Genomic DNA, 26,824 nt, shown 5'->3' with positions numbered 1-26,824 from the left:
TACCGAAATTATGAGTATCCTCGATTATATTCCAGAGGGCTATGAGCTCGATCTGGAAGATGAAAAGGCGAGTGACAAGGATTACATCGGAGAGGACTTCCCGGACGTCGAAGAGGAGGAAGAGGAATCCATCGAAGAGGACGAAACCATGAAATGGGATGACGATGATGACTACGAAGGGGAGGATGATGATTCGGACGAAGACGATCTCGATGATGAGGACGATGATGAGGATGATGAACCTGCTCCAAAATCTAAAAAAGTAGCAAAACCGACAAAAAAACCTCTTCCGCCAAAACCGGATAATAAAAAATCAACCCCTGCCAAAAAGGGTAAGAAAAAATAATTTCACCTGGGCAAAAAATAACTGTGCCCAAGTTTATTTAAAAAAAGAGAACGTTTGTTGTACAACGTTCTCTTTTTTTTACCGCACCGGCTTAGGGTTTTTAGGGTGCTCAAATGATCACTTCTTTTCGCGAAGTTTGTTTCACCTGAAACAAACTCCGTTTTTTATGGCGAAAAAATGATGTATTAATGGCGTTTTAAGTTCTATTTGACGCCTATTTCGGTTGTAGATGTGTTGATTCGGAATCTATTTGAATATTAGTATTTTCGTTTCGTTTGTTTTCCTGAAAATTATCAATTTCGGACCGTTCTGGCGGTAAAATTGGTTTTTTGAAGCGTTTTTATAACGAATTATTCAAGCCTTGCTGATTTCCGAAATAGCGAATTTATTTCAAGCCTATGCTCTCTTTGCTTTAAATGAATACTGGACAGTAAGTCGCTTTTTTTACATAATCATCTTCTGTTATGGAATTGGGAAATATTTTATTGTTATTTATTATTTTTGCATTCATGTTGCTGTGGGGGAATGTGCGTTTGGGGTGGCCTTGGTTGACGATTGTCAATCGATGGGTGCGTTGGGGGTTGGTTAGCTTTATTGGGGCTTACTTTTTGAAGGCGTTTGAGATCGCGGACAAACCGTTTTGGGTGCTGCTGGTTGTCTGCTTCTTGGCTTGGTTCCTGTTGGAGACGGTCTATATGTGGTTGGGTATAAGTGCGTTGAGTAAGAGCTCAGTGCCGCTGTTTCCGTCTTATCAGAAGAATAATACGGGGGAGGTGTGGCCTGCTCGGAAGCGCTTTATAGAGCTTAAGGAGGAGATCAGGCGTTTAGGGTTCAGTAATGAAGTGCCGTTGATGGCTAAGATCTTGGGAGAGGTGAATATGTTTGTCATCGTGATGGATGATGAGCCTGGTTTGAGGCGGCTTCAGGTCGTGTTTCTGCCACGTAGAGATGGTGCCTTTTCTGTGCACTTTGTGGTCACATCCCTCTTTAAGAGCGGCGGGCGCTGTATGACGGATAATATCTTTATGCCGTTTGGAGGTTTTTACCCAAGTAATTGGTATGTAAGGCGTAAGCCGTTAACGACATCTTTGTCCAGGTTGTTGGAGGTGCATGATCAGCAAGTGAAGATGCTCGGTAAGGAGCTTGAGAAGTGGGTTGAGGAGCCTTTGGTTGATCTGAATCAGCAGCAGAGGATGCTTCAGCAGTTGAATATGAAGAAGGGCTTTCTGTTGCCGCCAAGCTTAGTGGAAGAGTACGGTAAGATCACTAACGAAGGGCGTTACCGCCTGTGGAAGGAGATCTGGTTGATGAATTATTTAGGCCTCACCGTGAAGTGATTTTTGCTTGGTTTGTTTCACCTGAAACAAACTTTAGCCATTTTAGGTGCTCGAGTGAGCACCTTTTTTTTATGACACTACAAGGCTAGTGCTATTTATAAAATCAATCTTTATTGATTTGAAAATAACACGTTAATTCGATTCGCCACCTAGCTGTTCAGTACAAGAGGCCACCTCTTATTAAGAATTTATGAGACCCTTCGGCTATTCGATAACACGAATTTGAATAGAGTCTCGTATGGAAGGTCCTAATATAATATTGGTTACGACAACCATTGTATTCCCTGTTTCTACTAGCCCAGTGGCCTTTAGGCTCTTGAAGGCCTCTTCAATAGTGATCTCTGGGTTATTTGAGAATTTGGATAAAAAGGGATATACTCCCCATAGTAGGTGCATCTGCTTATACACCGCCTCATTCTCTGTAAATGCGAATATAGGGCACTTTGTAGGTCTAAGGGAGGATAGAACCTGCGTCAGTAAGCCTGTGTTGGTGAAGGCTATAATTCCAGCCCTGTTTAGTTCTTGTGCCAAGACGACCGCTGATCTTAAAATTTTTGTTTTAGGGGTACACAGTTCCAAGTCTTTATTGTATTCGGTTACTGCAATCTCCTCCATGGCGCAACTGATGCTGTTCATGACCTCGATGCACTTGATAGGATACTTCCCTATTGTGGTTTCAGCCGAGAGCATGATAGCGTCCGCCTTCTCACTGACAGCATTGGCTACATCCGAGACCTCTGCTCGTGTAGGGAGCGGAGAACTGATCATCGACTCCAGCATATGCGTAGCGACAATAACGGGCTTCGTATTCTTGATCGACATAGCAACGGCTGTGCGTTGAATAATAGGCAGTTGCTCAAACGGGCACTCGACTCCAAGGTCACCTCGGGCGACCATCAGGCCATCGGACTCGATTATAATCTCCTCCATGTTTGTGATAGCAGTCTGGTCCTCGAGTTTAGCGATTATTTTGGCTTGAGAATCCTTCTCCTGAAGAATCTTGCGCAACGCTACGATATCCCCTGCTTCACGTACAAACGACAGGGCAAAAAACTCTATATTCTCTGCGATACCCACGGCGATATCCCCCTTATCCTTTTCTGTAAGCGGTGGCAAGCTGACATAGACACCTGGTAGGTTAACATGCCTACGGCTGGTTAGGCGACCAGGGATAACGACCTCGCAGCGCAAAAAGTCTGCCTGTTTTTCCATAATCCTTAGTTGAATGTGCCCACTATCGATCAGCAGCGCATCCCCTTCATTGACATCATTTATAAGATTGGGATAATTGACATAAGTGGCATAGATAGGAGCATGGTCTAACGGATTTCCCATAGCAGTTTGGGACATGTACACATCCAGCTGATCCCCTTTGCTGAGGTTGTAAGGGACATCCACATCACCTGTGCGTATTTCAGGGCCTTTGATATCCATCATGATAGCAATATCCTTACCCGCGATTTCGCTGGCCTTACGGATATTGGCAATAGTCTGCCGCGTCCATTCATGAGACGCATGCGCCATATTGAGACGACAGATATCTGCGCCTGCATTTATAAGCTGAGTAATGACCTCGATACCTTCTGTGGCGGGACCAATAGTGAAAATGATTTTAGTATGACGATAAGCTCGTTCCATAATGCATGTGCCCTGAATTTAAAACAGGCAACGTTAAGTTAGTTTAGATCGCAAGTCAACGGATGACTTTTTGTAGGATCCACTATATTTATGTTAAATGAAGAATGTGAGTCTAGAGGAGCAAATTGCTCATTAACTCTACATATATCATTACAATCCTTGCTTAGATGGGCAAGAAAGATTTTTTTCCAATGAGGGGAAAGTTTATTTGAGATGTACTCGAAAGAGTCAGCATTGGAGAGGTGTCCATGGCGCCCCTTGATGCGCTGCTTGAGGGACCAAGGACGCGAAAGATTGTTATCCAATAGGTCGAGATCGTAATTGGCTTCAAGGACGAGAATCTCGACATCGAAGATTCGTTCCTGGACGAGACCGGGGATATAGCCGAGATCGGTTGCCCAAGCGACTCTTTGGTTGGGCTCTCCGGGGACGGGATTTTTTATTTCGAAGACAAACCCTACGGGATCATAGGCATCATGGGGAATAGCGAAATTGGAGACCTCAAAATTCTCGAACCTGAAAGACGAGCCTGTTTCAAAAATTTGCCAATTGAGTTTTCTGGGTAAATTTTCCTGAAGGGTGTGGGCCGTTTGCTGGTTAGCAAAGAAAGGGAGCTCTGGTCGTTTTCTAGAAAGGCCACGCAAGCCGATTGCATGATCTGAATGTTCGTGGGTGATGAAAACGGCATCAATGTCATTAATGGTCAAGCCTGTCGGCTGCATAAGTTCCTCGATTTTCTTTGCGGAAAAACCGGCATCGATCATGACGATACTATCATCTGTTTCAATGATAGAACAATTTCCGGAACTACTACTTCCGAGAATGTGAAAACGATTAGCCATTGATGTTATGAGACAATATTTAGCTCAGAAGGTAAACCAAAATTTAATTTAAAAATGTTTTGTTCAAGAAGATACAAAATTTATCTGTATTAGATAAATACTTGCCTCATTGGTACGGAATAATTATCTTCGTTGAGAGGTTATGCTAAATGGTAATTAGAGTAGAGCAGTTTCAGTATTATAGGGCTAACAAATGGGAAAAATTCGCAGTCGGTGCTACGGTTGCTGGGGTTGTAGGAGCGGGGCAACGGTGGGCGGCGAAAATGCGCCCCTTTGCGATGAATGCTGATATACCACTGCTTGGGTATGTTAAGCCGGCAATACTCTTGATTAATTTGGCAACAAGCTTTGTCTGGGGCTATAAGTTTGCGTCTAGCTCGTTGCATATAGGCAGAGGCCCATTGCAGAACCCGTTGAAGACGCTTGGACTTTTTGCGAAACCATACCTTGTTAGCATGGACAGGCATGATTTTCAACTATCTGCGCTCGCTCGAGGCAATGCGAGCCTAGCCCTGTGTGAACAATTTATACAAGCGATTAATCTTTCTCTTGTGACTGCTTATTACTTTTGCGGGTTTGTTTTTTCTCCTGCTTTGTTGATGACCACACAGCTAGCAGCAGTAGCTATTCAAGATGTTTATAAATGGGCCTATTTTTTTGCGCTATGTACGATTGGAGTGATGAAATTACACCAATTTTATTATGCACCACCACCTGTTGTAGACTTTACAGTTATCTAGCTATTCAATGTCAACGATAGCGATTCAACGGGTTCGGAATAAGTTGTCTTTCGCGGGAGAAAGCGGTAAATTGTCAATGAATGAATATCAAGGATAAGGAGCGTGAGTGTATGGTGAACGGGAAAAGCCGCATGAAAGTATATGATGAAGCATTTGAAGTAACCGACAGTTATTTAGACAGCTTGCCAGATACACAGGAAACATTGACGGAAAGTACGCTGATGGGGAAAGCGATTCCGCATGTGGGGATTAGTGGATTTCGATTACCGATTCATATTGCGATGAAAGACGGTGGTGGGCGAGAGCTTGATGCGAAGGTAGATGGTGGAGTTACTATTGAGAAGCATGTGAGAGGGGCTCATATGTCTCGGCTAGCGAGAATTTTTTATCAACACAGGGTAGATGTATTTCGATTAGAATCCATAGAGCCAATTATACGCGAGCAGGAAAGCAAGCTAGGAACAAAAGGAGGGCGCTTGAAATTAAGCTTTCGCTATCCCATCAAGCAAAAGAGCTTGAGGAGTGAGTTGGAAGGCCATCAATATTATCCTGTTTCCTATGAAGGACGAATAGGGGCAGATGGTGTGTTTCGCAAATTTATACATTTTGAATATACCTATAGTTCAGCGTGCCCCTGTTCATCGGCGCTTTCGGAGCACGCAAGAGAATGGCGCAACCAATATGGCGTTCCTCATTCTCAACGCAGTAAAGCGTTTTTAAGCGTAGAAGTGGCGGAGGAAGCGACCTTATGGATTGACGATTTGCAAGAGATGTGCCTAAGCGCGCTCAAGACAGAAGTGCAAGTGATGGTAAAGCGCGAAGACGAGCAAGCCTTTGCGGAACTGAACGGAGCACACTTGAAGTTTGTAGAAGACGCGGCACGATTGCTATACAGGGAACTTGACAACGATATACGGATAAAAGATTTTCGCGTAAAGTGCCAGCATTATGAATCGTTGCACCCCTATGATGTAGAAGCAATTATTTGCAAAGGAGTGACAGGTGGATTTGGCGCTGAGATATAATCTTGATTTTAGTTTAAAATTAGGTTGAGAATAGAGTTGGTAAGCCATTATGAAATTAGTAAAAGCGATTATAAAGCCATTTAAGCTAGACGATGTAAAAGAAGCACTGGCTGAGGTTGGCGTAGAAGGACTTACGGTAATAGAAGTAAAAGGCTTTGGTCGACAGAAAGGCCATACAGAAATCTATAGAGGCAGCGAGTACACGGTAGATTTCTTGCCAAAAATCATGCTGGAAATCGTTGTGAAAGACGAAATGGTGCAAGAAGTTATAGATGCGATCTTAAAATCTGCCAGAACAGGTAAGATAGGAGATGGCAAGATATTTGTCATGCCGTTGGAAGCATCCGTTCGCATTCGTACAGGCGAGTACGGGGAAGAAAGCTTATAAATTATAAGTTATGAAAGTTATTTTTTTAGGGACAGGAACATCGGAAGGTGTGCCCGTGATTGCGCATGATCAACCGGGACTGGACCTGAAGAACCCGAAAAACTGGAGAACCAGGAGCTGTGTACATGTTGAGATGGGAGGCTGCCATATCCAAATAGATGCGGGGCAAGAATTCCGATTGCAGTGCCTATGGCACGGGGTACGCACCGTGGATTACTTTATTTTGACGCATGGCCACGCAGACCACGTTTTAGGAATGGATGACCTGCGACGCTTTTGCCAAGAAAGCGCTATACCGGTGTATAGTACAGAAGAAGGATTGGGGCGTGTGAGAGCTGTTTTTTCATATGCTATCTTAGATAAGCCCTTGGTTCGCGGATACCCTGCCTTTCAGTTACACAAGATGCCAAAGCGATTAGAAGTGCCCGGGGGCGTTATTTACGCTACTATTTTGCCGCACCCTCCGATAACTGTTTTGGGACTGGTGTTCGAAGAAGCAGGAACGGGCAAACGATTCGCTTACTATAGTGATTGCAAGACCGTGACCGAAGAAGGACAAGAATTGGCCAGAGGGGCGGATCTTGTGGTGCTTGATGGATTGCGCCCCTTGGAACACCCAAGCCACATGACGATTGATGAAGCGGTTGCGATGGCGAATATTATTGGCGGAAAGCAGACTTATTTGACGCATATGACCTGTCATATTGATTACGATACCTGGCAGCAAAAAATGCCGGAAGGTGTTGAGTTGGCGTATGATGGGCTTGAAGTAAGGATTTAGAGGAAATTTTAAGATTGATTTTTTGCGCAATACAATTTTAGATTTTATCTAATGTCGGCCAGCTTTTTGTGAACTGGCATTACCTATACCCTCACCCCTAAAAACCCCGAAAAGAGAAAGATTGTGCTATGAGTAATTTGAAAGTCTTGAATACTACACCTGTAGGCAGTAATAAAAGTAATGAAGTTATAATTGATATTGAAAAAGTAGAGGAAAAAATTGGGACTTTTGTTACGTCTGAAGGTAATAAAGATATCCAAATCATTACCAAGGACATGCTAAAAGGGATGTTAACCTCAGAGAATGTGAAGAAAATCCAGGATCTCGTTGTGAAGTTTACCGATAAAAATGAATTGGTGCAGCAGATAGAAGGGTTTTTGGGAGAACATTTCCAGAACGTGTTTAAAGATGGAACGACAGAAAGTGAAGCTGTGAAATCGACCCTTGCAAATGCCCTTAGAAAAGTCATGAAGGGCAAGGAGAATGACACGAATATTGATGTCGACAAACTGTCTGACGAATTAGTAGACAAAACAGGCGTTGAGTTACAGGCACTGAAGCTAGCATTTATCGATTCTAATAAAGATAATAAAGGAGGTTTTCTGGACAAAATCTTGCATGGCATGGAAGTATTTATAGATGGAAAGATAGACGAAGTGATTCCAGATGAGCAAGGCCGCTCGATAGCTAAGCGAGTAGTCTCATGGGTCGTGACAGCCGCAAAATGGGTACCCATCCCCTTTACCTTTGGTGGAAGCCTTGGAGGAGCCGTGTTTGGATTTCTCCTGAATTCGTTCTTGAATTCTACGCTTACCAGTGCTGTACCAAACGTGACAACATGGGGGTGGAATGCGATCTTGATCTTGCCGCCGATTGTAGGAGGTGCTGCGTTAGGTGGAACGATCGACTTAGTGCGTTACATTATTCTATGTGTTAACCAGAGACAAGCAGCTCAGCAAAATACAAATTCACAACAGACTGTCCAACCGACGATTATTCAAAAAGAAGCTCCCGTTATTGACCTTAAGAAGGTTGAGAAGAAGAAGCTGTTGATTAATGAGGTAGAGAAAAAGATATTGGAGAAATCGAGCAACAATCTTCTTGTCGAGAAAAAAGAAGAAGATCTTGTTATTGAAAATAAGAACGAAGAAGAGCTGAAAGAGGAAAACATTGAGATTCTGAAAGAAGATGAAAATGCTGCCTAGCGGCAACTGTCTGATCTTTAAACTTATAATGCGAAGGCCCCCTGAAATCCAGAGGGCCTTTTTTTTAAGAAAAATCCTGTACGATTTGCTTTAGAGCACCCGTACCGTGTTGTTTGCGTAGTTTTTGCAAAAATCCTGGTACGTTGCTTTAATGCCTTCTTTTAGGCCTGTAGTAGCCTTCCATCCGAGAGCTTCCATTTTTGACGTGTCTAAAAGTTTGCGAGGAGTACCATCTGGTTTTGAGGAATCAAAAGTAATGTTACCCTTGTATTGGACAACATCTTTGATGATTTCAGCAACTTCTTTGATGGTAACATCGGCACCGATGCCCAAGTTCACCCAATCGGGTGGCGTGGGGTGGTTTAGGATGTGGAAAATGCCGTCTGCCAAGTCTTCTACATACAAGAATTCACGACGAGGCGAGCCTGTGCCCCAAATAGCTACTTCAGGGGAGTTGTTTTCCTTAGCCTCATGAAAACGACGAATAAGAGCAGGCAGGACGTGTGAATTTTCAGGATGGTAGTTATCTCCTGGGCCGTAGAGGTTGTTCGGCATAGCGGAGTGGAATAAAACGCCGTATTGTTGGCGATAAAATTGACAAAGCTTTAAGCCGCAAATTTTAGCAATCGCGTAGGCTTCGTTGGTGGGCTCAAGCGGGCTTGTTAAAAGATAGTCCTCATGCATCGGTTGAGGGGCATTCCTTGGGTAAATGCAAGCGCTACCGAGAAATAAAAGACGTTTAACATTTGTTAAATACGAAGAGTGGATTAGGTTTTGAGCGATTGCCAGGTTTTCGTAAAGGAACTCGGCAGGGTATGTGTTATTTGCGTGGATGCCCCCAACCCTTGCGGCGGCGATGATGACCACATCCGGTGTAGCTTGCTTCAGGTATTGGAATGTTTTTGCGGCATCACAGAGGTCAAGCTCTTGACGTGTTTGCGTGAGGATGTTTGTATAACCTCGATTTTCCAGGTTGCGCTGAATAGCGGAACCGACCATTCCGCGATGGCCGGCTATGAAGATTTTGTCAGTGAGTTCCATGATAAGGAGCTTTAGTTTAAGCGATCACAGATTGGGCAGCTTGCTCTCGTTTTGCAAGTGTCAAATCAGCCTCGATCATAAGACGAACCAGTTCTTTGAAAGATGTTTTTGGTTCCCAGCCGAGAATTTTTTTGGCCTTCGATGGATCGCCTAGAAGAAGGTCTACCTCTGTAGGTCTTTCGTAACGAGGATCGTAATCAACGTATTTTTCCCAGTCTAGGTCAAGCAGCTGAAACGCTTCTTGGCAGAACTCGCGTACGGAGTGAGTTTCTCCTGTGGCGATGACGTAATCGTCTGGATTATCTTGCTGGAGCATAAGCCACATCGCCTCCACATAATCCTGGGCATGGCCCCAGTCGCGTTTAGCATCGAGGTTTCCTAAAAAGAGTTTATCTTGTATGCCGAGTTTGATACGAGCTGCTGCGTGAGTGATCTTGCGGGTGACAAATGTTTCACCGCGTCTAGGGGATTCATGGTTAAATAAAATACCGTTTGATGCGTGTAGATTATAGGATTCTCTATAATTAACCGTTAAATAATGAGCGAAAACTTTTGCACAAGCATAAGGAGAACGTGGATAGAAGGGTGTTGTTTCCTTTTGTGGAGTTTCTAAAACCTTACCATACATTTCCGAAGAAGAGGCTTGGTAGAAGCGGATATGCTCGAGTAGACCGGATTCACGAATGGCTTCTAAGAGGCGTAATGTGCCCAGGCCCGTTATATCGCCCGTATATTCAGGCACATCAAATGAAACCCTTACGTGACTTTGGGCACCGAGATTATAAATCTCATCGGGACGAATACTGTAAAGAAGCTTGATCAAGCTGACGGCATCAGAAAGATCACTGTAATGCAGTATCATTTTATTATTATTCGAATGTACATCTTTATAAAGGTGGTCGATGCGATTCGTATTAAATGAGGAGGAGCGACGGATGATGCCATGAACTTCATATCCCTTGCTGAGGAGAAGTTCTGCCAAGTAAGAGCCGTCTTGCCCAGTTATACCTGTAATGAGTGCACGTTTCATATATAGATTAAGGTTTTGAGTTAAAGCATTGGAGTGTAATAATTATATCGAAAAGAAGCAAGTTTTTTTTACTTCCTTATTGTCGGGACAAAACAGAAAGGTGTTTTATGTTTATCTAGTTTGTGGCTAATTTCTGTTCCGGTTATAACTGTTAGGTCTAAAGCTATTATTGTTTTGTTAGTACAGAATCGTTTTCTTGATTAGCTAGTTCGGTTTTAGCAAGCGCTAAATCAGACTTGATCATAAGGTGCACTAGGTTTTTGAATGATGTTCTTGGCTCCCAACCGAGCACCCTTTTGGCTTTAGAGGAGTCTCCTTGGATGAGATCAACTTCGGTGAGTCTTCTTAGCTGAGGGTCGTAATCGACATATTTTTCCCAATCTAGATCGAGGAGACCAAACGCTTCTTGGCAAAATTCACGGATTGAGTGAGTTTTGCCTGTGGCAATGACATAATCGTCCGGATTATCTTGCTGAAGCATGAGCCACATGGCTTCAACATAATCTGGAGCATAGCCCCAGTCACGTTTAGCGTCTAAATTTCCGAGTACAAGTTTATCTTGTAGGCCTAATTTGATCCGTGTTGCTGCGCGCGTGATCTTGCGAGTGACAAATGTTTCTCCTCTTCTAGGGGATTCATGGTTAAACAAAATACCATTAGAAGCGTGAAGTTTATGAGATTCTCGATAGTTGAGGGTTGAATAGTAGGCAAAGATTTTGGCGCAAGCGTAAGGCGAGCGAGGATGGAACGGGGTTGCTTCGCTTTGAGGGCTTTCTTGCACTTTACCATACATTTCTGAAGAAGAAGCTTGATAAAAGCGAGCATGATGCAATAGACCGGCTTTTCGTACCGCTTCTAAAATGCGTAGTGTGCCGATGCCTGTAACATCGGCGGTATATTCTGGGGCATCGAAAGATACACGTACATGGCTTTGGGCAGCCAAATTATAAATTTCATCTGGGCGAATGTTCTCTAAAAGCTCTGTTAAATTGAATGCATCTGCAAGATCAACATAGTGAAGAATAGCTTTGTTATTCGTTTCTGTATCACATTTGTTAGAGATCGGGGCTGTGGAGTTTAATGGGGAAGAACTGCGCGTAAGGCCATGTACTTCGTATCCCTTGCTGAGGAGAAGTTCTGCTAAATAAGAGCCGTCTTGGCCAGTAATACCTGTGATGAGGGCGCGTTTCATGAGTAGAATATATATGTAGTTGAACTTTCAGAGATTATGCATTTTAATGATTGAACGCAAGGGTTTTTCGACCTACCCCGCTTTGTTCCTCGATTTCTGATATGAAAATTGCCCTACATGCCGCTTCTTTGACACCCTTAGTGCCACTTTACTGGGAGGTGTTGGTTCGGGAATTGGTTAAAAATGATGTGTGTGTGGTCTATTTTCCTGAACAGTTAGAAGAAAAATATATAAAAGCGGCAAAAGGGTACTTGAGGAAGTATGCCCCGCATTTGGAAAAAGCAGACAAGCATATTTTAGGAGCAGAGGGATTAGATGCTGCCGTGATTGACGCTGTTGTTAATTTTGCGGCATTAGGGGCAAGTGAAAGTTGCCAGCCGGTTAATTTTTCAGGGAAGCAAGTGTTGGCGGTAGATGCCATGAGCAAGACCCTTGGTGCTGATTTGAAAGCTGCCAAGGAGGCTGGTGTATGTAACTTAATAACAGATGTGCTCCCGGAAACTTTTGGGGAAGGCGTGGAAGGTGATTTATTTGATCATTTTGCGGATAAAATAATTTACCTACCTCCTGTATTTGATAATGAAGTTATTAATGGTTTAGGGAAAAAGGAAGGTCGTACCCACCAAGGAATATTGTTGGTATTTGATAGCCGAGAGTTAGCTTTGTCTAGTGATAAGAAATACAAGCAACGGTTGTCTCAAGTTGTTGAGCTGATTCAACGGTCCTTGGATGTTCAGGTATTAGATTTAGGTAAACAGGACGTGGTGCAGGATCGCTCTGATGGCGACCCCTTTGGGCAATATAAGTGGTGTATGCTTGATTTACGAGATGATGCCAAGCATGTATGGGCGTCAGTCCATGCTATTCAGAGTGGCATGGGCTTGTTGTATTGGAATAAGCCAACGGAATCCTTTATTCGAAGTGCGCTTTATGGATTAAAAACAAGGAGCGGTTTACATGCCATTCCTTCTGAAAAGGATAGTTTGCGTAGCCATATAGAGCCCTTGCTTGAGCTTCTTCGTGAGGAAATGAACCAGGGGCCGGATGAATGGATTTACGATAAAGAAATGTATCTAAGCGCACTTGAATTTTCCAGACCCGAGAGGCAATTGAAATATTTTTTAACGCATCTTAGGACAAATAGAGAAATAGGTGAGCCGAAAAAGGCCGCACAAAAACCTGCATTGCTTGATGTTCTTTATAGTGGGCTGGCGAACAATGATATGCCGGAAGAACTGAAATTCCGCATGCCACAATGGAAGAGCCTTCAACAGATTACCGATAAGTATGGACTTTCGATGCAAAGAGACATGAGTATTCGGAATTTTTTGTATTTAATGGGGAAGTGGAAAAAAGAAGGCTACTGGAACCCCGGCTTCAACCAAGCTTCGGCAATGCTGGTTGAAAGATTACACGCAAGCCAATTGTCAGGATTGGGAAGTCCTATGTGTTACTCGCTTCCAGGAGTACAAGCGCGCTATTATCCCAATTATGTAGATTGTTTCGCAAGTGTTTTAAAAGACGTTTTTGAAGATCTGCGCGTTAATACAGAAGGCATTGAACCGATTGTAAATAATTTCGTTTGTGGCATCTTAAAATGGGAGGCCGAACAAGTAGGCGAAAGTAAAGAACCTCAAAAAATAGAAAATCAATACTGGGATGGGCATGAAAGGCGCTATTTAGCATTGCTGGGTCAAAAAAGAGCGGCATCGGCAGCCAAGGTATGTATTCTTAAACTTTATAAAGCGGCTTTGCCAGTTCCTCATGCGTTTGGAACAATGGTTTCCGCGTATAAAGAGCTTTGGGATATGTATGACCCTAAGAAGCGAGAGGCCTTGCACGATGTGGCTACGGAAATGATCGAGCTATTAGCGTTAGATGTTGATCACAAACGCGAATATCCTCACACGGTTACGCAATTAATTTTCTTAAACCTTGTTCTGGGGAAAAAAGACGAAGCGTTGAGGTGGATGAGCCAATTAAAAGTACCCGCACAATATGAAGGGTATGTGTCTGCTCAAAACGCATTTTCCTTTTGGGTGATGGGGTATCCCGAGATAGCCAAAGAAGCGCTTGATAAAAAAGCCTATCAGGAAATGGAAGGCGCGGATGAGCTGTTACTGCAAGGATGCATGTCTGTTTTGCTTGGATTTCATACCAGGGCTCGAGAAACATTTGGCAAACTTAAGCAATTACACCCGGGTTTATTTACTAAAAATGCGAGTTTATCCGGTTGGAATCAGTGGGTTTTGCTGGCGATGGCTAATAAAGCCTTGGGCCGGGAATTAGAAACCGAAGTATTATTGAAAATTGCACAAAGTAAAGGCGATGAGCACTTCGATGCAAAAAGCAAGTGGTTAGCATGCGTGAAGCCTTTAGGTAAAGTGGCTGACGCATATGTTATTCCCGAATTTGCCATGACGGCAGGCGAGGATGAGCGAGAATTGAGTGGCGTGAAAAGCGATTAATGGTGCTGGAAATGGCGTATGGGGTGCCGTTTCATATATTCGTCAGTTGCCTTGAGTAATAAAGTGGAGCGTTTTAACCCTTTTTCTTTTCGATAACGATCAATTCGCTTCAATTCGTTACTAGGAAATATAACATTAAAACGTTGAGACGAATATTGCTCCATAATGCTCTCATCGACCGGTATCGGAATAATCTGAACGCTTTTTTTAGCAGTAAATTGTTCATAGGGAGAAGGATCCTTTATGAATTGAGGCTCAGCATTTGCTAGCCAGCCTGCTAATACATCTGTGGCATTGTTAAAAGCTTCTTCCATATCGGTGCCAAAAGTGACACAGCCGGGTAGGTCGGGAAATTCGACCTCGATAGCTTTTGGGGTTGTTTTGAATAATGCGTAGTAGTATTTCATTTTTTTACTTAAGCCCTGAATGTTTCAATATGTTGTCTAAAGTACCTTTAGGAATATCTCCCTTGTGCCGTGGAACAGGAATTGGAGGGAAGCCCTTTTTCTTCCAGATGGTATGATTGCCTCCTTGTGATTTTTCAAATCCAGCAGCTTTTAAAAGTTTTTCCAGTTTCTGAACTGTCATCTAATTACACACTAATGTGTAATTAATGAAATGTCAAATAAACATTGGAATTATCAATTTTCCTTAAGTCCGTATCCATTTGTCCGATTTAGGGGAGCTGCAAAAGTATTACAGTACAGGTACAACAAAGCCTATAGCGTTGACTCGATCGTAAAAACGTATTAACAATGACCAATGGTACCCTTTATGCGATAGGATTCCCCTCCTTAGCATTCCCCTTAACTGAGTTTTAACTCATATGAGCAGTACAGAAGTCGCTAAAATTATTTCATACGAAAATGCCCCCGCTTTCTTTGAGAACTTGCGAGCGAAAGGGCATAAGATAGTACAGTGCCATGGGACTTTTGATTTATTGCATTCAGGGCATATTTGCCATTTACGAGAGGCGAAAAAGCTAGGAGATATTCTGGTTGTGACCATAACAGGTGAAGGGCATGTTAGTAAAGGCCCCGGAAGACCTTATTTAACCGAACTTGTGCGTGCGGAATCCTTAGCAGAACTTTCCTGCGTGGACTACGTTATTTCCATTCCCTTCCCGGGAGCCGTGGAGGCCATTGAGTGCGTGCGACCCTCATATTATTGCAAGGGAACAGAGTATGAAGACACCTCTGTTGACGTGACAGGCAATATTCATGATGATTTAGCGACAGTAGAAAAGCATAAAGGCCAAGTTAAATATGTCGGTACCCATGTGTTTAGTTCTACAAAGCTCCTAAATAACCATTTTGACGTACATGACCCGCAAACAAAGGCGTTCTGTAAGGAAATTGCATCACGCTATTCGATAGAGGATTTTAAGCAAGCGGTGAGTGATTTGGCTGGGGTAAGAGTGCTGGTGATTGGGGACATTATTTTTGATAAATATTCTTATCTGAAAGTACAAGGACTGACCTCCAAGAACCAGATACTATCCGGCAGATTTATTAACGAAGACTTACAGGCCGGGGGCGCTTTGGCAGTATACCGCCACGTGAAAGCATTTTCTGACAACGTGGAGTTGGTAAGCCTCGTGGGCGATGAGCCCTGGGTGGATAACGAATTAAAGCAATATGTGGCTCAAGCAGATGATTGTGTGATTCGGGAGCCAGGATACACAACCATTGTGAAACAACGCTTCATAGAGCAGGGAGACTATGCGGGTAAAGAAATGACAAAGCTATTCGCTGTTAATTACATTCATGATACTCAGCCCAGTGATGCTGTTTTAGAACGCGTACAGCAGAAGATTAAAGCAAAATTGGCAGAAGTGGACATGGTTCTCTTGATTGATTTTGGGCATGGTTTGTTGTCCGATTCATTGCGGGAAATGATCCAAAAAGAAGCCCCCTACCTTGCCTTGAATTGCCAAACGAACAGTAACAACTTTGGCTTTAATATTATTAATAAGCGGTATCATCGAGCAGATGCCTTTTCGCTGGATCATCAAGAAATGCTCCTCGCTGAAGGGAAACGCGATTTGGATTACGAGCAAAGTTTAAAAAATCTGGCACATTATTTTGGCTCACATTATGGGTGGTTGACACGAGGGGGGGTAAAAACCATTGGAGTGCAAGGGGGCACAAAAGTGGCCGAATGTCCACCTTTAGAGAGAAATGTGATTGATACGGTTGGAGCTGGCGATGCCTTTTGTTCGGTAGCATTTTTGTCCGCGTACAAAAAGCATCCTATTGATTTATCGACATTTATTGGGCAACTTGCCGGAGCGCAAGCTGTTAGGATTGTTGGGAATACACAAGCTGTTTCAAAAATTAACTTATTAAAAAGCGGAGTCGCATTATTGAATTTTTAGAAAAATGAATTGTTTAGTAACTGGAGGTAGTGGTTTTATTGGTTCTCACTTATGCGATTTGTTAGTGGCAGAAGGGCATAATGTTGTTGTATTAGACGACTTATCAACCGGTAACCCGATTAATTTAAACGAAGCCGCAAAGACGGAACAATTGATATTTATTCAAGGTGGCATAAATGAAGTGGAGCGCTACGCGAACGAGATAGGACATATCGACTGGATATTCCATATAGCCGGACGAGCCGACTTAATTCCCTCGATTGAGAACCCGGTAGATTATTTCGATGTCAACACACGCGGCACGCTTTGCATGCTAGAGTATGCCAAACGCATAGGCGTGAAACGATTTGTATATACAGCATCCTCCACCTGTTATGGCATTCCCGATAAATACCCAACACCGGAAACTGCGGCATGTAATGTTGAGCACCCCTATGGGTTGACCAAATACTTAGGAGAACAACTCGTGATTCATTGGGCCAATGTATACCAATTGCCCGCGCTATCATTACGGCTATTCAATGTTTATGGGCCCCGCTCACGCACAAGTGGTGTTTATGGAGCCGTGTTTGGTGTTTTTCTGAAACAAAAGCTGGAAGGTAAACCCTATACGGTAGTCGGAGATGGTGAGCAAACTAGAGATTTTACCTATGTGGGCGATGTTGCCAAAGCGTTTTTAGCGGCCGCTCAATCCGATAAAGTAGGGGAGATTTACAATATTGGTAGTGGGCATACGTACAGTATTAATAAACTTGTCGATTTACTTGGGGGAGAAAAAACGTATATTCCGCGGCGCCCAGGCGAGCCAAACTGCACATTTGCGGATATCACAAAAATACAAAAAGAAATTGGCTGGAAACCTGCTGTTACCCTAGAGGAAGGAGTTCAAAAGATGTTAGATAACATTGATTTTTGGAGAGATGCCCCTCTTTGGACTCCGGAATCCATACAACAGGCGACAAAAACTTGGTTTGACTGCCTAAACAAATACGATACATGCAAGTAACTACCCCTACCTCGAAATTACTCATCAGACCAGACTCCATTTTAAACGCAAGCGTAACGACTTCAAGACATTGCGCGGAGACGAAACGAAATTTTATCGATCGCTATTTAGACGCGATTAATGAGGCATTTAATTCAATACGCGTTACTAATGCCTTGCAGCAATTAGTGAGCTTTGAATTCGCGTTTGACGCGTGTGTTAACTTGCTCAAAAAGCAGGATAAGATGATATATTTTATAGGTAATGGCGGGAGCGCAGGCATTGCATCTCACATGGCCACCGATTTTTTAAAAAATGGGCAGTTGCCCGCGTTATGCCTTGCTGACCCATCGTTATTAACCTGTTTATCCAATGATTTAGGCTATGAAAACGTATATGCACATTCCATAAGTATGGTGATCAAACCACAGGACATATTAGTTGCTATCAGTTCTTCCGGAAACTCGCCCAACATCCTAAATGCCGTGAAAGCTGCTAGAAAAGCCAAGGCAAACGTGATCACGTTGTCCGGGTTTCAAGAAGATAATGAATTGAGGCATGTGGGGGATTATAATTGGTATTTCATGAGCAACGTTTATGGAATTGTTGAAAATGCCCACCAGATATTGGCTCACTCCTTCTTGGATTACATTTTAAAAAGTATTTAATCAAAAAATTATGACCCTCGCAAAAGAATACCCTAAAATTATGATAACTGGTGGCGGTGGCTATGTAGCTTCTGCATTAGTCCCAAAGCTCTTAAGTCTCGGCTGCAAGGTAGCTGTTTTGGATTTGTTTCTTTATGGAGAGGATGTTTTGCCAAGCCATCCCAACTTGGAGAAAATAAAAGGGGACATACGCGATATAGAATCCGTGCGAAAAGCAGCGAAGGGTGCCCAAGCAATTATACACCTAGCCTGCATTTCAAATGATCCATCATTTGAGTTGAACCCAGAGTTAGGGAAGTCGATTAACTTGGATGCGTTTCATAATATTATAGAAACAGTTAAAGAAGAAAAGCCGAAGCGCTTTATTTATGCGAGCTCTTCAAGCATTTATGGTATTCAAGATAATCCAAATGTCCGGGAGGATGCTCCGGCAAAGCCGTTAACGGATTATTCTAAATTTAAACTAGAGTGTGAATATATTTTGCGTAAAGCAAATCTACCAGCGGAAACGATATGGACAATTATACGCCCTGCAACCGTTTGCGGTTATGCAAATCGGCTGCGCTTAGATTTGGTTGTTAATGTGCTAACGATACATGCGCTTGTTAATAAAAAGATACGCCTTTTTGGAGGAAGCCAGCTAAGGCCAAACATTGTCATAGATGATATGGTGAATGCCTACATTGCCCTACTGGAAGCGCCAGGGAAACTTGTTCATAGAGAAGCATTTAATGCCGGGTATCATAATTTTTCACTCGAACAGATTGCGCAATTGGTTCGGGATACTTTAGGCGATAGGAAAATCGAAATCATTACAGAAAAGAGTAATGATTTGCGATCCTATCATATTAATTCAGACAAAATAAGAGAGCGCATTGGTTTTGAAGCAAAGAATGGTCTTGAGGTAGCTATTAAAGGCCTTAAGGAAGCCTATGAAAAGAATTTAATCGAGAGTGGATTGGAGAACCCCAAGTACCACAATATTAAACTCATGCAGCAGGTGAAATTACAATGAATATAACAGAGGTGAAGGAAAAAAGGGGCCGGGATGGCGAAGAGCGCGAACTAACAGACGAACAATTGTATAGCTTGTATCGAGAGATGGTTCGCATTCGAGTGGTTGAGGAAGTGATTGCGGATTATTATTCTGAAAAAGAAATGAGATGTCCCGTTCATTTATGTATCGGCGAAGAAGCTGTTGCTGTAGGCGTTTCTGCTCACTTAAACTATCATGATGCCGTTTATAGCGGTCATCGCGCGCATGGGCATTATTTGGCAAAAGGAGGGGATGTTCAATCCATGATGGACGAAATTTATGGTAAAGCAACCGGTTGCGCTAAGGGACGAGGAGGCTCTATGCACTTAATCGATCTTGCAAAAGGATTTAAGGGAAGTACGCCCATTGTAGGCGGTACGGTTCCTGTTGCAACGGGTTGCGCTAAAGCAATGCAAACGCTAGGGAAAGATAGTGTTACCGTTTGCTACTTAGGTGAAGGTTGTACGGAAGAAGGCGTTTTTCACGAATGCTTAAATATGGCATCCTTGCATAAGCTGCCGATTGTTTTTATTATTGAGAATAATTATTATAGCGTTTACACACCGCTTTACCAACGGCAGCCCGATCGCCCGCTAGAGGGGGTTACACGCGCGCATGGCATTCACTCTGTTTATGGAGATGGTAATGAGATTGAGACAGTTTATAAACTGACAAAACCCCTGATTGAGCGAGCTAGAAGCGGTCATGGACCACAAGTTGCGATATTTGATACCTATCGCTGGAGAGAACATTGTGGGCCAAATTATGATAATGATCTTGGTTACCGTACTGAAGAAGAGTTTGTAGCCTGGAAGCAACGCTGCCCCTTGGCTCTCGCGGAAGTGGAGTTAGAGAAACGCAATTATGCCCATGATCGAGGTGGTTTGTGGAATGCTTTACGGGAAGATGCCATCAATGTCATCAAAAAAGCTAAAGAAGCCCCCTTTTCAATCGAAACGTTAACAAAAGAAGATATGTATGCGTGAATTGAATCATGCTCAAGCTCTTAGAGAAGCAACGAAACAAGCTATGGTCGAAGATCATAGCGTTGTTGTCATGGGAGAAGGCGTTGCGGATCCTAGGGGTATATTTGGAACAACGACAGGACTTGTAGATGATTTTGGTCACCAGCGCGTGATCGAGACTCCGCTGTCGGAGAATGCCTTTACCGGGATGGCTATCGGGATGGCATTGAATGGGTTGAGACCCATTGTGACGCATCAGCGAGTGGATTTTACTTTCCTGGCATTAGATCAAATGATTAATAACGCGGCTAAATGGCATTTCATGTTTGGCGGAAATGAAAGCGTGCCTATGGTGGTTCGCATGGTTATTGGAAGAGGGTGGGGGCAGGGTGCTCAGCACTCACAAAGTATGCAGGCTTTGTACGCACACATACCTGGACTGAAAGTAGTTATGCCGGTGTTTGCCGATGAAGCAGCCAGTTTGTTATTAGGTGCTATCGAAGACCCTAACCCGGTTATTTTTATTGAACATCGCTGGTGCCACTACATTAAAGGACATGTCCCGGAGAAAATAACAGCAGAACCGCTAGGGAAAGCAAAAGTTGTGCATGAAGGAAGTCAGGTGACCATTGTCGCGATCTCTTACATGGTGCTTGAAGCCCTTGAAGCCGCAGAAAAGTTAGCTAAAGCCGGCATTTCAGTGGAAGTGATTAATTTAAGAACGATACAAGAATGGGATAAAGAAACTGTTTTTAAATCCGTTCAAAAAACAGGTAGACTAGTTGTTGCGGATACCGGAACCTGTTCCTTTGGGGTGCCTGCGGAGATTATTACTTCCGTATGTGAAAATTGTTTTGGATCGTTAAAGGAGGCTCCTATGCGAGTGGCTAGCCCGGATTATCCGTCTCCCTCATCATCGGCGCTATCGCAAAACTATTATCCTGGTGCAAAGGAAATAGCACAAGCTTGCTTGAAAACTTTAAATGAAGACGAGAAAAAGCTCGGCATTTCTTGGCCTAAACATCATCCTTATGATTGTGACAGGCCTAACCCCGAGTTCCAGGGCCCTTTCTGAAAACCCTTTAAATTTTTCTTCATAATGGCTGAAAAAGAAATCAACCTGTTAGATCGTTTGCCGCAAACGAAAAGAAACGTTAAAAAACGCGCGGAAGAAAAAAAGCCCGAAGATATCGCTATTGCAAAGCAATTTGGCGAAGCGTTTTTCGATGGAGAACGCAAACACGGTTATGGCGGCTACCGTTATGATGGCCGCTGGTTGCCTGTGGCGAAACGCTTTGTTGAGTATTACAAACTTCCAGAAAATGCCAAAATTCTAGATGTTGGTTGTGCGAAAGGCTTCTTGATGTACGATTTTAAGCAAGTGCTTCCTCATTGCGAAGTCTCTGGAGTTGATGTTTCAGCATATGCGAAAAAAAACGCACATGAAGGCATGGATCAATATATGCAGGTTTGTTCCGGTGACGAACTTCCATATGACGATCATGAATTCGATTTAGTTGTATCCATAAATAGTATACATAATCTGCCTCTTGATCGTTGCAAAAAGTCACTTCAAGAAATTGAGCGTGTGAGTAAGGCGCATAAATACATCACTGTAGATGCCTGGAGGACGGAAGAAGAACACCAGGCCTTATTGGATTGGATTTTGACAGCCGAGACCTATATGTCTGTAGACGACTGGAAAAGAACGTTTAATGAAATCGGTTATAAGGGGGATTATTGGTGGTTTATTCCTTAAGATTTTTTAAATACTATGAAAACAGCTGCTGCCATTTTAGTTGAGCAAAAAAAGGATTTGGAACTTGATGAAGTCGAAATCCCAGCGTTGAGCTATGGGCAAGTTCTAGTAGAAATCAAAGCCAGCCGTATATGCGGTTCCCAGATTGGAGAAATTATGGGAGTTAAAGGGCAGGATAAATGGCTTCCTCACTTACTAGGGCATGAAGGCGGCGGTATTGTGCACGAAATTGGCCCGGAAGTTTCGACGGTAAAGCCGGGAGATCGCGTTGTATTGCATTGGCGGCCTGGAAAAGGAATAGACGCCTCAGCGCCTAAGTATAAACGAAACGGCCAAACGGTTAATGCCGGCCAGGTGACTACCTTTAATAATTTTGCAGTTGTTTCCGAAAACAGGTTAACCAAGGTTTCTGAAAATTTGAGTTTTGAAGATTGCGCATTGCTGGCAGATACCATCACTACCGGCTTTGGGGTGATTAATAATAATGCAAAAGTCAAAATCGGCCAGTCTGTTGTTATTGTAGGCTGCGGGGGGATCGGCTTAGGCGTGGTTTTAGGAGCATCACTTGCGGGAGCTCACCCTATTGTAGCTGTTGATCTCCATGAGCAAAAACTAGAAAAAGCCAAAGCAAGCGGAGCAACCCATGTGGTTAACGCAAGTAAAACTGATTTTGTTGAAGCAGTGCGCGAGATTGTGGGTGCTTCCGGAGCAGATGTTGTTACAGATGGTACCGGAAATCCTGATATTCTAGCAAAAGCATTTTCATTAACGAACAGCAAAGGAGCATGTGTTCTTGTAGGTGTAATGCACCATGAAAGGCAATTATCTCTCAATACCCTGCCACTTCATTTTGATAAAAAACTAGTAGGATCTGAAGGAGGGAGTAGTCAGCCCCATATTGAGATTCCTCGTTATGTGCGTATGTTCAACGAAGGGCGCTTTCGCCTGGATAGTTTTGTTTCTCATCGGTATCGATTGGATCAAGTGAATGAAGGCATTAAGGCAATGATCAACGGTGAAGTGGTTCATGCGATGATCGAGTTTTAGGGTTAAAAATCGCTTGCAAAGCGTGCTCCAAGGATTGACTTTTGCTTGAATCAAGCGTTGAATATGAATAATCACAACAACACCCCCTATTATCCCCCTTATTAAGCCCCATGCGAAAAATCGTTGTTATTGGTAGTAACTCCTTTTCGGGACAAGATTTTGTTGATCTGTTACTGGAAGACAAAGGCAATGAAGTGATCGGCATAAGCCGTTCGCCCGAAATTAGCCCCTTGATGGGGAAGTATCATCGACATGGTCGTGATCGCTTTCGTTTTTACCGCTTTGATTTAAACAGAGATTCAGATTGGGTACAAAACTTATTGGAAGCAGAAAAGCCGGAGTATATTGTTAACTTTGCGGCACAAAGTGAAGTTGCTCCCAGTTGGGATCATCCGGATCACTGGTATCAAACTAACGGTGTAGGAATTGTAAGACTCGTTAATCCCTTGCGCGAAGCAAAGTGGTTGAAAAAGTACGTACATATTTCTTCTCCGGAAATTTATGGCAATTGTGAAGGTGTTGTTACCGAAGCCTCTCCGATGAACCCAACGACGCCCTATGCCGCCTCGAAAGCCGCGGGTGATCTCTTTTTATTTACACTCGTTAAGAACTTCGGCTTCCCGTTGACGATGATACGGGCAACAAATGTTTATGGGCCAAGGCAACAACTGTTTAAGATCATTCCCAGAACCGCCATCTACCAACAGTTGGATAAAAAAGTTCAACTGCACGGAGGAGGTGTTGCGGTAAAATCATTTATTCATATAAGAGATGTTTCAAAAGGCGAAATGATGGCCATGGAACAAGGCGATATAGGTTCTATTTACCATTTTTCACCAGATAGAGGGCATTCTGTAAGAGAAATCGTAGAGAAGATGTGTGAGATTTCAGGCAAAAAATTTGAAGAAGCCACGGAGATCGTAGGCGAAAGGCTAGGGCAAGACTCGGCCTACGTTATAGACTCCACAAAAGCCCGAAAACAATTTGGATGGAAGCCGGAAATTTCAATCGATACCGGTTTAGGAGAAGCGATTGATTGGGTTTCGGGGAATTGGAATGAAATTAAAGAGAAGAACTTAACTTACACCCACAAAGAATAGGATGGCAGTAACGCTTGAAAAAATTAATGAATGTTTGGTTTGCGGCAGCCAGAATTTAGAGGAAATTGTTACCCTACCAAACCTGCCATTAACCGGTAATTTTGTGCGCGCTAATGCGCAAAAGGATTTTAGTGGATTTGACCTTAAGTTAGCTTTTTGCCAACAGTGCAACCACTTGCAATTAGCTGAGCAATTACATTCCGAAGAAGTATATACATCAAAAGATTATGCGTTTCGAGTGGAGAATAGCCATACGGGACGAAACAATAATATTCTGTTAGTAGAACACCTCAAACGCGCCTGTCCGAATAAAATTTTTAAATGCGTGGTGGATGTGGGATGTAATGATTTATTTCTTTTACGCTTAGTTAAAGCAATTAGCCACGTGCAAGTAGGCCTTGACCCTATATGGTCCGGAAGCCAGGAGAAAAGAACAGATGATGGTATTTATTTATTCGGCGGCACGATAGAAGACTTTGATGCTAAAAAATTACCAAAAAAGCCAGACCTTATCATGTGTAGTCACACGCTGGAACACTTGTCTCACCCTAGAGAAGCGTTAGAGAAAATGTTTGATATGGGGGATGAGGAAACGCTCTATTTGTTTGAGATGCCTAGTTCTGACATCATGCGCCTTCGTTATCGCTTTGATCAATTGTTCCATCATCACTATCAATATTTTTCTAAAGAATCACTGGCGACCTTGATAGAAAAGGCAGGAGGGGAAGTTATGAGCATAACTCAAAGCAACCATCATTGGGGCGGTTTGATTGTTTTATTTAAAAAAGAAGGAGCTAATAGCCGTCAAAATTCTCAACACGTGAAAAGGACGGAGACCACTGCGAATACTATCAAGAAAGAGTATGCCTATTTTAAGGAAGAGACAGCTAGATTAGCAGAGTTGATAAATGGCATCAATGAGCCTTTCTATGGCTACGGCGCGGCCCAACTCCTTCCCGTTAATGCCTACCATTGGAATTGGGATTTTAGTAACTTGAAATGTATTTTGGACGATGATCCCGCTAAACATGATATTTCGTATAGGAATTTGAACGTACGTATCCAAAATCCGGATATAAGTATGAACGTGCAAGATTCTACCGTGCTGATAACAGCATTGGATAATCTAGCATCTATTTTATCAAATCTTAAAAAAGACCCTCCTAGGAGGATTATTAACCCATTAATTGTTGTTTGATATGGATTTGGGAATTCAAGGTAAGAAAGTGCTAGTGACTGGTGCCGGCCGTGGTTTAGGGCATTCGATTGCTTTATGTTTAGCGCAAAACGGAGCGCAAGTAGCCGTTACCTCTCGCACGGAAGCTGATTTAAAGCAGTTGTACGAAGATATGGGTGGCGAACAAAAGGGACACTGCTATAAAGCGATTGATTTAGTGCCTGATGGAGCGCCGGCTCATCTTGTAGATGAGTTAAAAGCAAAAGGATTTTTTCCTATAGATATTATTGTGCATAATATGGGGGGGACACTTGAAATTAATGATCCCTTTTGCTCGGTTGAAGATTGGCGCAAAGTGTGGCGATTTAATTTGGAAGTAGCAGTTGAGCTAAATTTGTTATTAGTCCCTGAGATGCAGAAGAAAAAATGGGGCAGAATTGTGCTAGTATCCTCCATATCCTCTATGGAAAATCATGGCCCCGTGCCCTATTGCTCGATTAAAGCAGCTTTGACTGCTTATGCCAGAAGTTTTGGCAGAGTAGTGGCACCAGACGGCATTGTCGTCAATGCAATTCTTCCGGGTGCTGTGTTTACTAAAGGCGGCTATTGGGACGAAGCATCTACAAAAAAGCCGGAACACGTAGAGAAATATTTAAATGAGAGAATGGCGATCAAGCGATTTGGCCATGTAGATGAGATAGGCCAGCCGGTTGCCTTCTTATGTTCTCAACACGCATCCTTTTTTACAGGCTCTATTGTTCCTGTGGACGGCGGCCAAGGGAGAGGTTTTTTTGGATTATGAAAACAATTGAAAATATTGAAATAAAGTCAGAGATTTTAGATGGCCTACTTGAGGCTATTCCTGAATTATCTAAATACCACGCTCCTGAGTCCAAGACGTATAAGCTGCTGGATAATATAGCGCTAAGAGAAGCCGCTAGTTTGTTTTCTGCAAATGAAGCAAATGCTGTTACGCTTCAAGGCATAGGGACAGTACGCTTGCCCTATTATGCCATGGGCAATATTACGACTTTGGATTTATGGCGTTTGGATGAGTTAATTCTGTTTGCCTGGTATGCGCGCAATAAAAAACGCTATAAGCGGGTGCTCGATATTGGCGCAAATGTTGGTTTACATAGTATTATATTATCTAAATGCGGATATCAAGTGACCTCATTTGAGCCGGATCCAGAGCATCATCGGATCCTTAAAGAAAACCTGACGTTGAATGATTGTGCTAACGCAAACGTTGTTCAAGCGGCAGTGTCTGATAAAAAAGGAAAAGCGAAATTTATACGTATCCTAAATAACACTACGTCAAGCCATTTAGCAGGCGCTAAGCCAAATGCTTATGGACCAAGCGATACCTTTGATGTCGAAGTAGTTAATATTAATGACTATTTAGATGATATTGATTTTATCAAAATAGACGCGGAAGGACAGGAAGCCGCGATTATTACCGCGATGGATTCGCCTAAAATGGCTAATATTGACATTATGGTTGAAGTGGGTACCCCGGAAAACGCGAAGCAAATCTTTGAGCATTTTAAGAACACCTCAATAAATATTTTTTCTCAACGTAATGGTTGGCAAAAGACAAACAAGCTGGAAGATATGGCAAGAAGCTATCGAGACGGTTCTGTCTATATAACTTCACGGCAAGAAATGACATGGTAA

Annotated in this window: 26 protein-coding genes; 20 read left to right on the top strand and 6 right to left on the bottom strand. The window is 43.0% G+C overall.

Annotation, left to right across the window (positions count from 1 at the left end; translation table 11 throughout):
• Positions 1–10 precede the first annotated feature (10 nt).
• Both AUJ82_04895 and AUJ82_04890 read left to right on the top strand, forming a co-directional pair.
• Positions 11–346 (top strand): hypothetical protein, encoded by a 336-nt coding sequence (locus AUJ82_04895; GenBank protein ID OIO59893.1) that lies wholly within the window; start codon positions 11–13, stop codon positions 344–346.
• Positions 347–810: 464 nt separating this feature from the next.
• Positions 811–1,683 carry a hypothetical protein gene (locus AUJ82_04890; protein ID OIO59892.1) on the top strand — a complete coding sequence of 291 codons (873 nt, stop codon included), beginning with the start codon at positions 811–813 and terminating at the stop codon, positions 1,681–1,683.
• 204 nt (positions 1,684–1,887) lie between these two features.
• Here the strand turns inward: AUJ82_04890 and AUJ82_04885 are convergent, their stop codons facing one another.
• Both AUJ82_04885 and AUJ82_04880 read right to left on the bottom strand, forming a co-directional pair.
• Positions 1,888–3,321, bottom strand: coding sequence for a pyruvate kinase (locus AUJ82_04885; protein OIO59891.1), 1,434 nt, complete (start codon positions 3,319–3,321; stop codon positions 1,888–1,890).
• A gap of 38 nt (positions 3,322–3,359) precedes the next feature.
• Positions 3,360–4,163: a hypothetical protein gene (locus AUJ82_04880; GenBank protein OIO59890.1), complete on the bottom strand. Its 804-nt coding sequence runs from the start codon at positions 4,161–4,163 to the stop codon at positions 3,360–3,362.
• Positions 4,164–4,312: 149 nt separating this feature from the next.
• Between AUJ82_04880 and AUJ82_04875 the strand changes: the two genes are divergently transcribed.
• The 5 genes from AUJ82_04875 (at position 4,313) to AUJ82_04855 (ending at position 8,302) form a co-directional block, all read left to right on the top strand.
• The gene (locus AUJ82_04875; GenBank protein OIO59889.1) at positions 4,313–4,903 is read left to right on the top strand and encodes a hypothetical protein; all 591 of its coding nucleotides are present in this window, start codon (positions 4,313–4,315) and stop codon (positions 4,901–4,903) included.
• 80 nt (positions 4,904–4,983) lie between these two features.
• Positions 4,984–5,928, top strand: coding sequence for a GTP cyclohydrolase (locus tag AUJ82_04870; protein ID OIO59888.1), 945 nt, complete (start codon positions 4,984–4,986; stop codon positions 5,926–5,928).
• 49 nt (positions 5,929–5,977) lie between these two features.
• A complete protein-coding gene (locus AUJ82_04865; protein ID OIO59887.1) occupies positions 5,978–6,316 on the top strand; it encodes a transcriptional regulator in 339 nt (112 codons plus the stop codon).
• A gap of 10 nt (positions 6,317–6,326) precedes the next feature.
• Positions 6,327–7,097: an MBL fold metallo-hydrolase gene (locus tag AUJ82_04860; GenBank protein ID OIO59886.1), complete on the top strand. Its 771-nt coding sequence runs from the start codon at positions 6,327–6,329 to the stop codon at positions 7,095–7,097.
• Positions 7,098–7,225: 128 nt separating this feature from the next.
• Positions 7,226–8,302 (top strand): hypothetical protein, encoded by a 1,077-nt coding sequence (locus tag AUJ82_04855; protein OIO59885.1) that lies wholly within the window; start codon positions 7,226–7,228, stop codon positions 8,300–8,302.
• A gap of 90 nt (positions 8,303–8,392) precedes the next feature.
• Here the strand turns inward: AUJ82_04855 and AUJ82_04850 are convergent, their stop codons facing one another.
• The 3 genes from AUJ82_04850 to AUJ82_04840 form a co-directional block, all read right to left on the bottom strand.
• On the bottom strand, positions 8,393–9,343 hold the full coding sequence (locus AUJ82_04850; protein OIO59884.1) for a GDP-fucose synthetase: 951 nt from the start codon (positions 9,341–9,343) through the stop codon (positions 8,393–8,395).
• Between the two features lie 16 nt (positions 9,344–9,359).
• Complete coding sequence (locus tag AUJ82_04845; GenBank protein OIO59883.1) at positions 9,360–10,373, bottom strand: GDP-mannose 4,6-dehydratase; 1,014 nt, start codon at positions 10,371–10,373, stop codon at positions 9,360–9,362.
• Between the two features lie 166 nt (positions 10,374–10,539).
• On the bottom strand, positions 10,540–11,565 hold the full coding sequence (locus AUJ82_04840) for a GDP-mannose 4,6-dehydratase (protein OIO59882.1): 1,026 nt from the start codon (positions 11,563–11,565) through the stop codon (positions 10,540–10,542).
• Positions 11,566–11,666: 101 nt separating this feature from the next.
• Here AUJ82_04840 and AUJ82_04835 point away from each other — a divergent pair, with 101 nt between their 5' ends.
• Positions 11,667–14,033: a hypothetical protein gene (locus AUJ82_04835; protein ID OIO59881.1), complete on the top strand. Its 2,367-nt coding sequence runs from the start codon at positions 11,667–11,669 to the stop codon at positions 14,031–14,033.
• On the opposite strand, the gene AUJ82_04830 is transcribed toward AUJ82_04835, so the two are convergent.
• A complete protein-coding gene (locus AUJ82_04830; GenBank protein OIO59880.1) occupies positions 14,030–14,440 on the bottom strand; it encodes a hypothetical protein in 411 nt (136 codons plus the stop codon). The genes AUJ82_04835 and AUJ82_04830 overlap by 4 nt on opposite strands.
• Before the next feature lie 419 nt (positions 14,441–14,859).
• Here AUJ82_04830 and AUJ82_04825 point away from each other — a divergent pair, with 419 nt between their 5' ends.
• From AUJ82_04825 to AUJ82_04770, 12 genes are all read left to right on the top strand, one after another.
• Positions 14,860–16,410 (top strand): hypothetical protein, encoded by a 1,551-nt coding sequence (locus tag AUJ82_04825; protein OIO59879.1) that lies wholly within the window; start codon positions 14,860–14,862, stop codon positions 16,408–16,410.
• Positions 16,411–16,414: 4 nt separating this feature from the next.
• On the top strand, positions 16,415–17,416 hold the full coding sequence (locus AUJ82_04820; protein OIO59878.1) for an NAD-dependent dehydratase: 1,002 nt from the start codon (positions 16,415–16,417) through the stop codon (positions 17,414–17,416).
• A gap of 95 nt (positions 17,417–17,511) precedes the next feature.
• The gene (locus AUJ82_04815) at positions 17,512–18,063 is read left to right on the top strand and encodes a hypothetical protein (GenBank protein ID OIO59901.1); all 552 of its coding nucleotides are present in this window, start codon (positions 17,512–17,514) and stop codon (positions 18,061–18,063) included.
• 10 nt (positions 18,064–18,073) lie between these two features.
• Positions 18,074–19,078 carry a UDP-glucose 4-epimerase gene (locus tag AUJ82_04810; protein ID OIO59877.1) on the top strand — a complete coding sequence of 335 codons (1,005 nt, stop codon included), beginning with the start codon at positions 18,074–18,076 and terminating at the stop codon, positions 19,076–19,078.
• On the top strand, positions 19,075–20,085 hold the full coding sequence (locus AUJ82_04805; GenBank protein OIO59876.1) for a hypothetical protein: 1,011 nt from the start codon (positions 19,075–19,077) through the stop codon (positions 20,083–20,085). Before AUJ82_04810 ends, AUJ82_04805 begins: the two co-directional genes overlap by 4 nt.
• Complete coding sequence (locus tag AUJ82_04800; GenBank protein OIO59875.1) at positions 20,078–21,139, top strand: alpha-ketoacid dehydrogenase subunit beta; 1,062 nt, start codon at positions 20,078–20,080, stop codon at positions 21,137–21,139. The genes AUJ82_04805 and AUJ82_04800 overlap by 8 nt, the downstream gene beginning before the upstream one ends.
• A gap of 24 nt (positions 21,140–21,163) precedes the next feature.
• The gene (locus tag AUJ82_04795; GenBank protein ID OIO59874.1) at positions 21,164–21,823 is read left to right on the top strand and encodes a methyltransferase type 11; all 660 of its coding nucleotides are present in this window, start codon (positions 21,164–21,166) and stop codon (positions 21,821–21,823) included.
• Positions 21,824–21,838: 15 nt separating this feature from the next.
• Positions 21,839–22,870 carry a dehydrogenase gene (locus tag AUJ82_04790; GenBank protein ID OIO59873.1) on the top strand — a complete coding sequence of 344 codons (1,032 nt, stop codon included), beginning with the start codon at positions 21,839–21,841 and terminating at the stop codon, positions 22,868–22,870.
• Between the two features lie 110 nt (positions 22,871–22,980).
• On the top strand, positions 22,981–23,970 hold the full coding sequence (locus AUJ82_04785) for a hypothetical protein (protein ID OIO59872.1): 990 nt from the start codon (positions 22,981–22,983) through the stop codon (positions 23,968–23,970).
• A 1-nt stretch (position 23,971) separates the two neighbouring features.
• Positions 23,972–25,168, top strand: coding sequence for a hypothetical protein (locus tag AUJ82_04780; protein ID OIO59871.1), 1,197 nt, complete (start codon positions 23,972–23,974; stop codon positions 25,166–25,168).
• 1 nt (position 25,169) lies between these two features.
• A complete protein-coding gene (locus AUJ82_04775; GenBank protein OIO59870.1) occupies positions 25,170–25,949 on the top strand; it encodes a hypothetical protein in 780 nt (259 codons plus the stop codon).
• Entirely contained in the window at positions 25,946–26,824 is an 879-nt protein-coding gene (locus AUJ82_04770) for a hypothetical protein (GenBank protein ID OIO59869.1), read from the top strand. The genes AUJ82_04775 and AUJ82_04770 overlap by 4 nt, the downstream gene beginning before the upstream one ends.

It is taken from the genome of Verrucomicrobia bacterium CG1_02_43_26, from assembly GCA_001872735.1.
Classification (GTDB): Bacteria; Verrucomicrobiota; Verrucomicrobiia; order Opitutales; family CG1-02-43-26; genus CG1-02-43-26.
Note: the sequence above shows the minus strand (reverse complement) of the source record. Positions and strands in the feature narration are given on the sequence as shown.

What these genes read in the sequence shown, in the direction of transcription:
- AUJ82_04865 (OIO59887.1), top strand. Translation starts at nt 5,978, where the DNA reads ATGAAATTAGTAAAAGCGATTATAAAGCCATTTAAGCTAGACGATGTA.
- AUJ82_04880 (OIO59890.1), bottom strand. Translation starts at nt 4,163, where the DNA reads ATGGCTAATCGTTTTCACATTCTCGGAAGTAGTAGTTCCGGAAATTGT.
- AUJ82_04800 (OIO59875.1), top strand. Translation starts at nt 20,078, where the DNA reads ATGCGTGAATTGAATCATGCTCAAGCTCTTAGAGAAGCAACGAAACAA.
- AUJ82_04770 (OIO59869.1), top strand. Translation starts at nt 25,946, where the DNA reads ATGAAAACAATTGAAAATATTGAAATAAAGTCAGAGATTTTAGATGGC.
- AUJ82_04895 (OIO59893.1), top strand. Translation starts at nt 11, where the DNA reads ATGAGTATCCTCGATTATATTCCAGAGGGCTATGAGCTCGATCTGGAA.
- AUJ82_04780 (OIO59871.1), top strand. Translation starts at nt 23,972, where the DNA reads ATGGCAGTAACGCTTGAAAAAATTAATGAATGTTTGGTTTGCGGCAGC.
- AUJ82_04805 (OIO59876.1), top strand. Translation starts at nt 19,075, where the DNA reads ATGAATATAACAGAGGTGAAGGAAAAAAGGGGCCGGGATGGCGAAGAG.
- AUJ82_04855 (OIO59885.1), top strand. Translation starts at nt 7,226, where the DNA reads ATGAGTAATTTGAAAGTCTTGAATACTACACCTGTAGGCAGTAATAAA.
- AUJ82_04845 (OIO59883.1), bottom strand. Translation starts at nt 10,373, where the DNA reads ATGAAACGTGCACTCATTACAGGTATAACTGGGCAAGACGGCTCTTAC.
- AUJ82_04830 (OIO59880.1), bottom strand. Translation starts at nt 14,440, where the DNA reads ATGAAATACTACTACGCATTATTCAAAACAACCCCAAAAGCTATCGAG.
- AUJ82_04890 (OIO59892.1), top strand. Translation starts at nt 811, where the DNA reads ATGGAATTGGGAAATATTTTATTGTTATTTATTATTTTTGCATTCATG.
- AUJ82_04825 (OIO59879.1), top strand. Translation starts at nt 14,860, where the DNA reads ATGAGCAGTACAGAAGTCGCTAAAATTATTTCATACGAAAATGCCCCC.
- AUJ82_04810 (OIO59877.1), top strand. Translation starts at nt 18,074, where the DNA reads ATGACCCTCGCAAAAGAATACCCTAAAATTATGATAACTGGTGGCGGT.
- AUJ82_04775 (OIO59870.1), top strand. Translation starts at nt 25,170, where the DNA reads ATGGATTTGGGAATTCAAGGTAAGAAAGTGCTAGTGACTGGTGCCGGC.
- AUJ82_04850 (OIO59884.1), bottom strand. Translation starts at nt 9,343, where the DNA reads ATGGAACTCACTGACAAAATCTTCATAGCCGGCCATCGCGGAATGGTC.
- AUJ82_04835 (OIO59881.1), top strand. Translation starts at nt 11,667, where the DNA reads ATGAAAATTGCCCTACATGCCGCTTCTTTGACACCCTTAGTGCCACTT.
- AUJ82_04785 (OIO59872.1), top strand. Translation starts at nt 22,981, where the DNA reads ATGCGAAAAATCGTTGTTATTGGTAGTAACTCCTTTTCGGGACAAGAT.
- AUJ82_04860 (OIO59886.1), top strand. Translation starts at nt 6,327, where the DNA reads ATGAAAGTTATTTTTTTAGGGACAGGAACATCGGAAGGTGTGCCCGTG.
- AUJ82_04885 (OIO59891.1), bottom strand. Translation starts at nt 3,321, where the DNA reads ATGGAACGAGCTTATCGTCATACTAAAATCATTTTCACTATTGGTCCC.
- AUJ82_04795 (OIO59874.1), top strand. Translation starts at nt 21,164, where the DNA reads ATGGCTGAAAAAGAAATCAACCTGTTAGATCGTTTGCCGCAAACGAAA.
- AUJ82_04820 (OIO59878.1), top strand. Translation starts at nt 16,415, where the DNA reads ATGAATTGTTTAGTAACTGGAGGTAGTGGTTTTATTGGTTCTCACTTA.
- AUJ82_04870 (OIO59888.1), top strand. Translation starts at nt 4,984, where the DNA reads ATGAATATCAAGGATAAGGAGCGTGAGTGTATGGTGAACGGGAAAAGC.
- AUJ82_04875 (OIO59889.1), top strand. Translation starts at nt 4,313, where the DNA reads ATGGTAATTAGAGTAGAGCAGTTTCAGTATTATAGGGCTAACAAATGG.
- AUJ82_04840 (OIO59882.1), bottom strand. Translation starts at nt 11,565, where the DNA reads ATGAAACGCGCCCTCATCACAGGTATTACTGGCCAAGACGGCTCTTAT.
- AUJ82_04790 (OIO59873.1), top strand. Translation starts at nt 21,839, where the DNA reads ATGAAAACAGCTGCTGCCATTTTAGTTGAGCAAAAAAAGGATTTGGAA.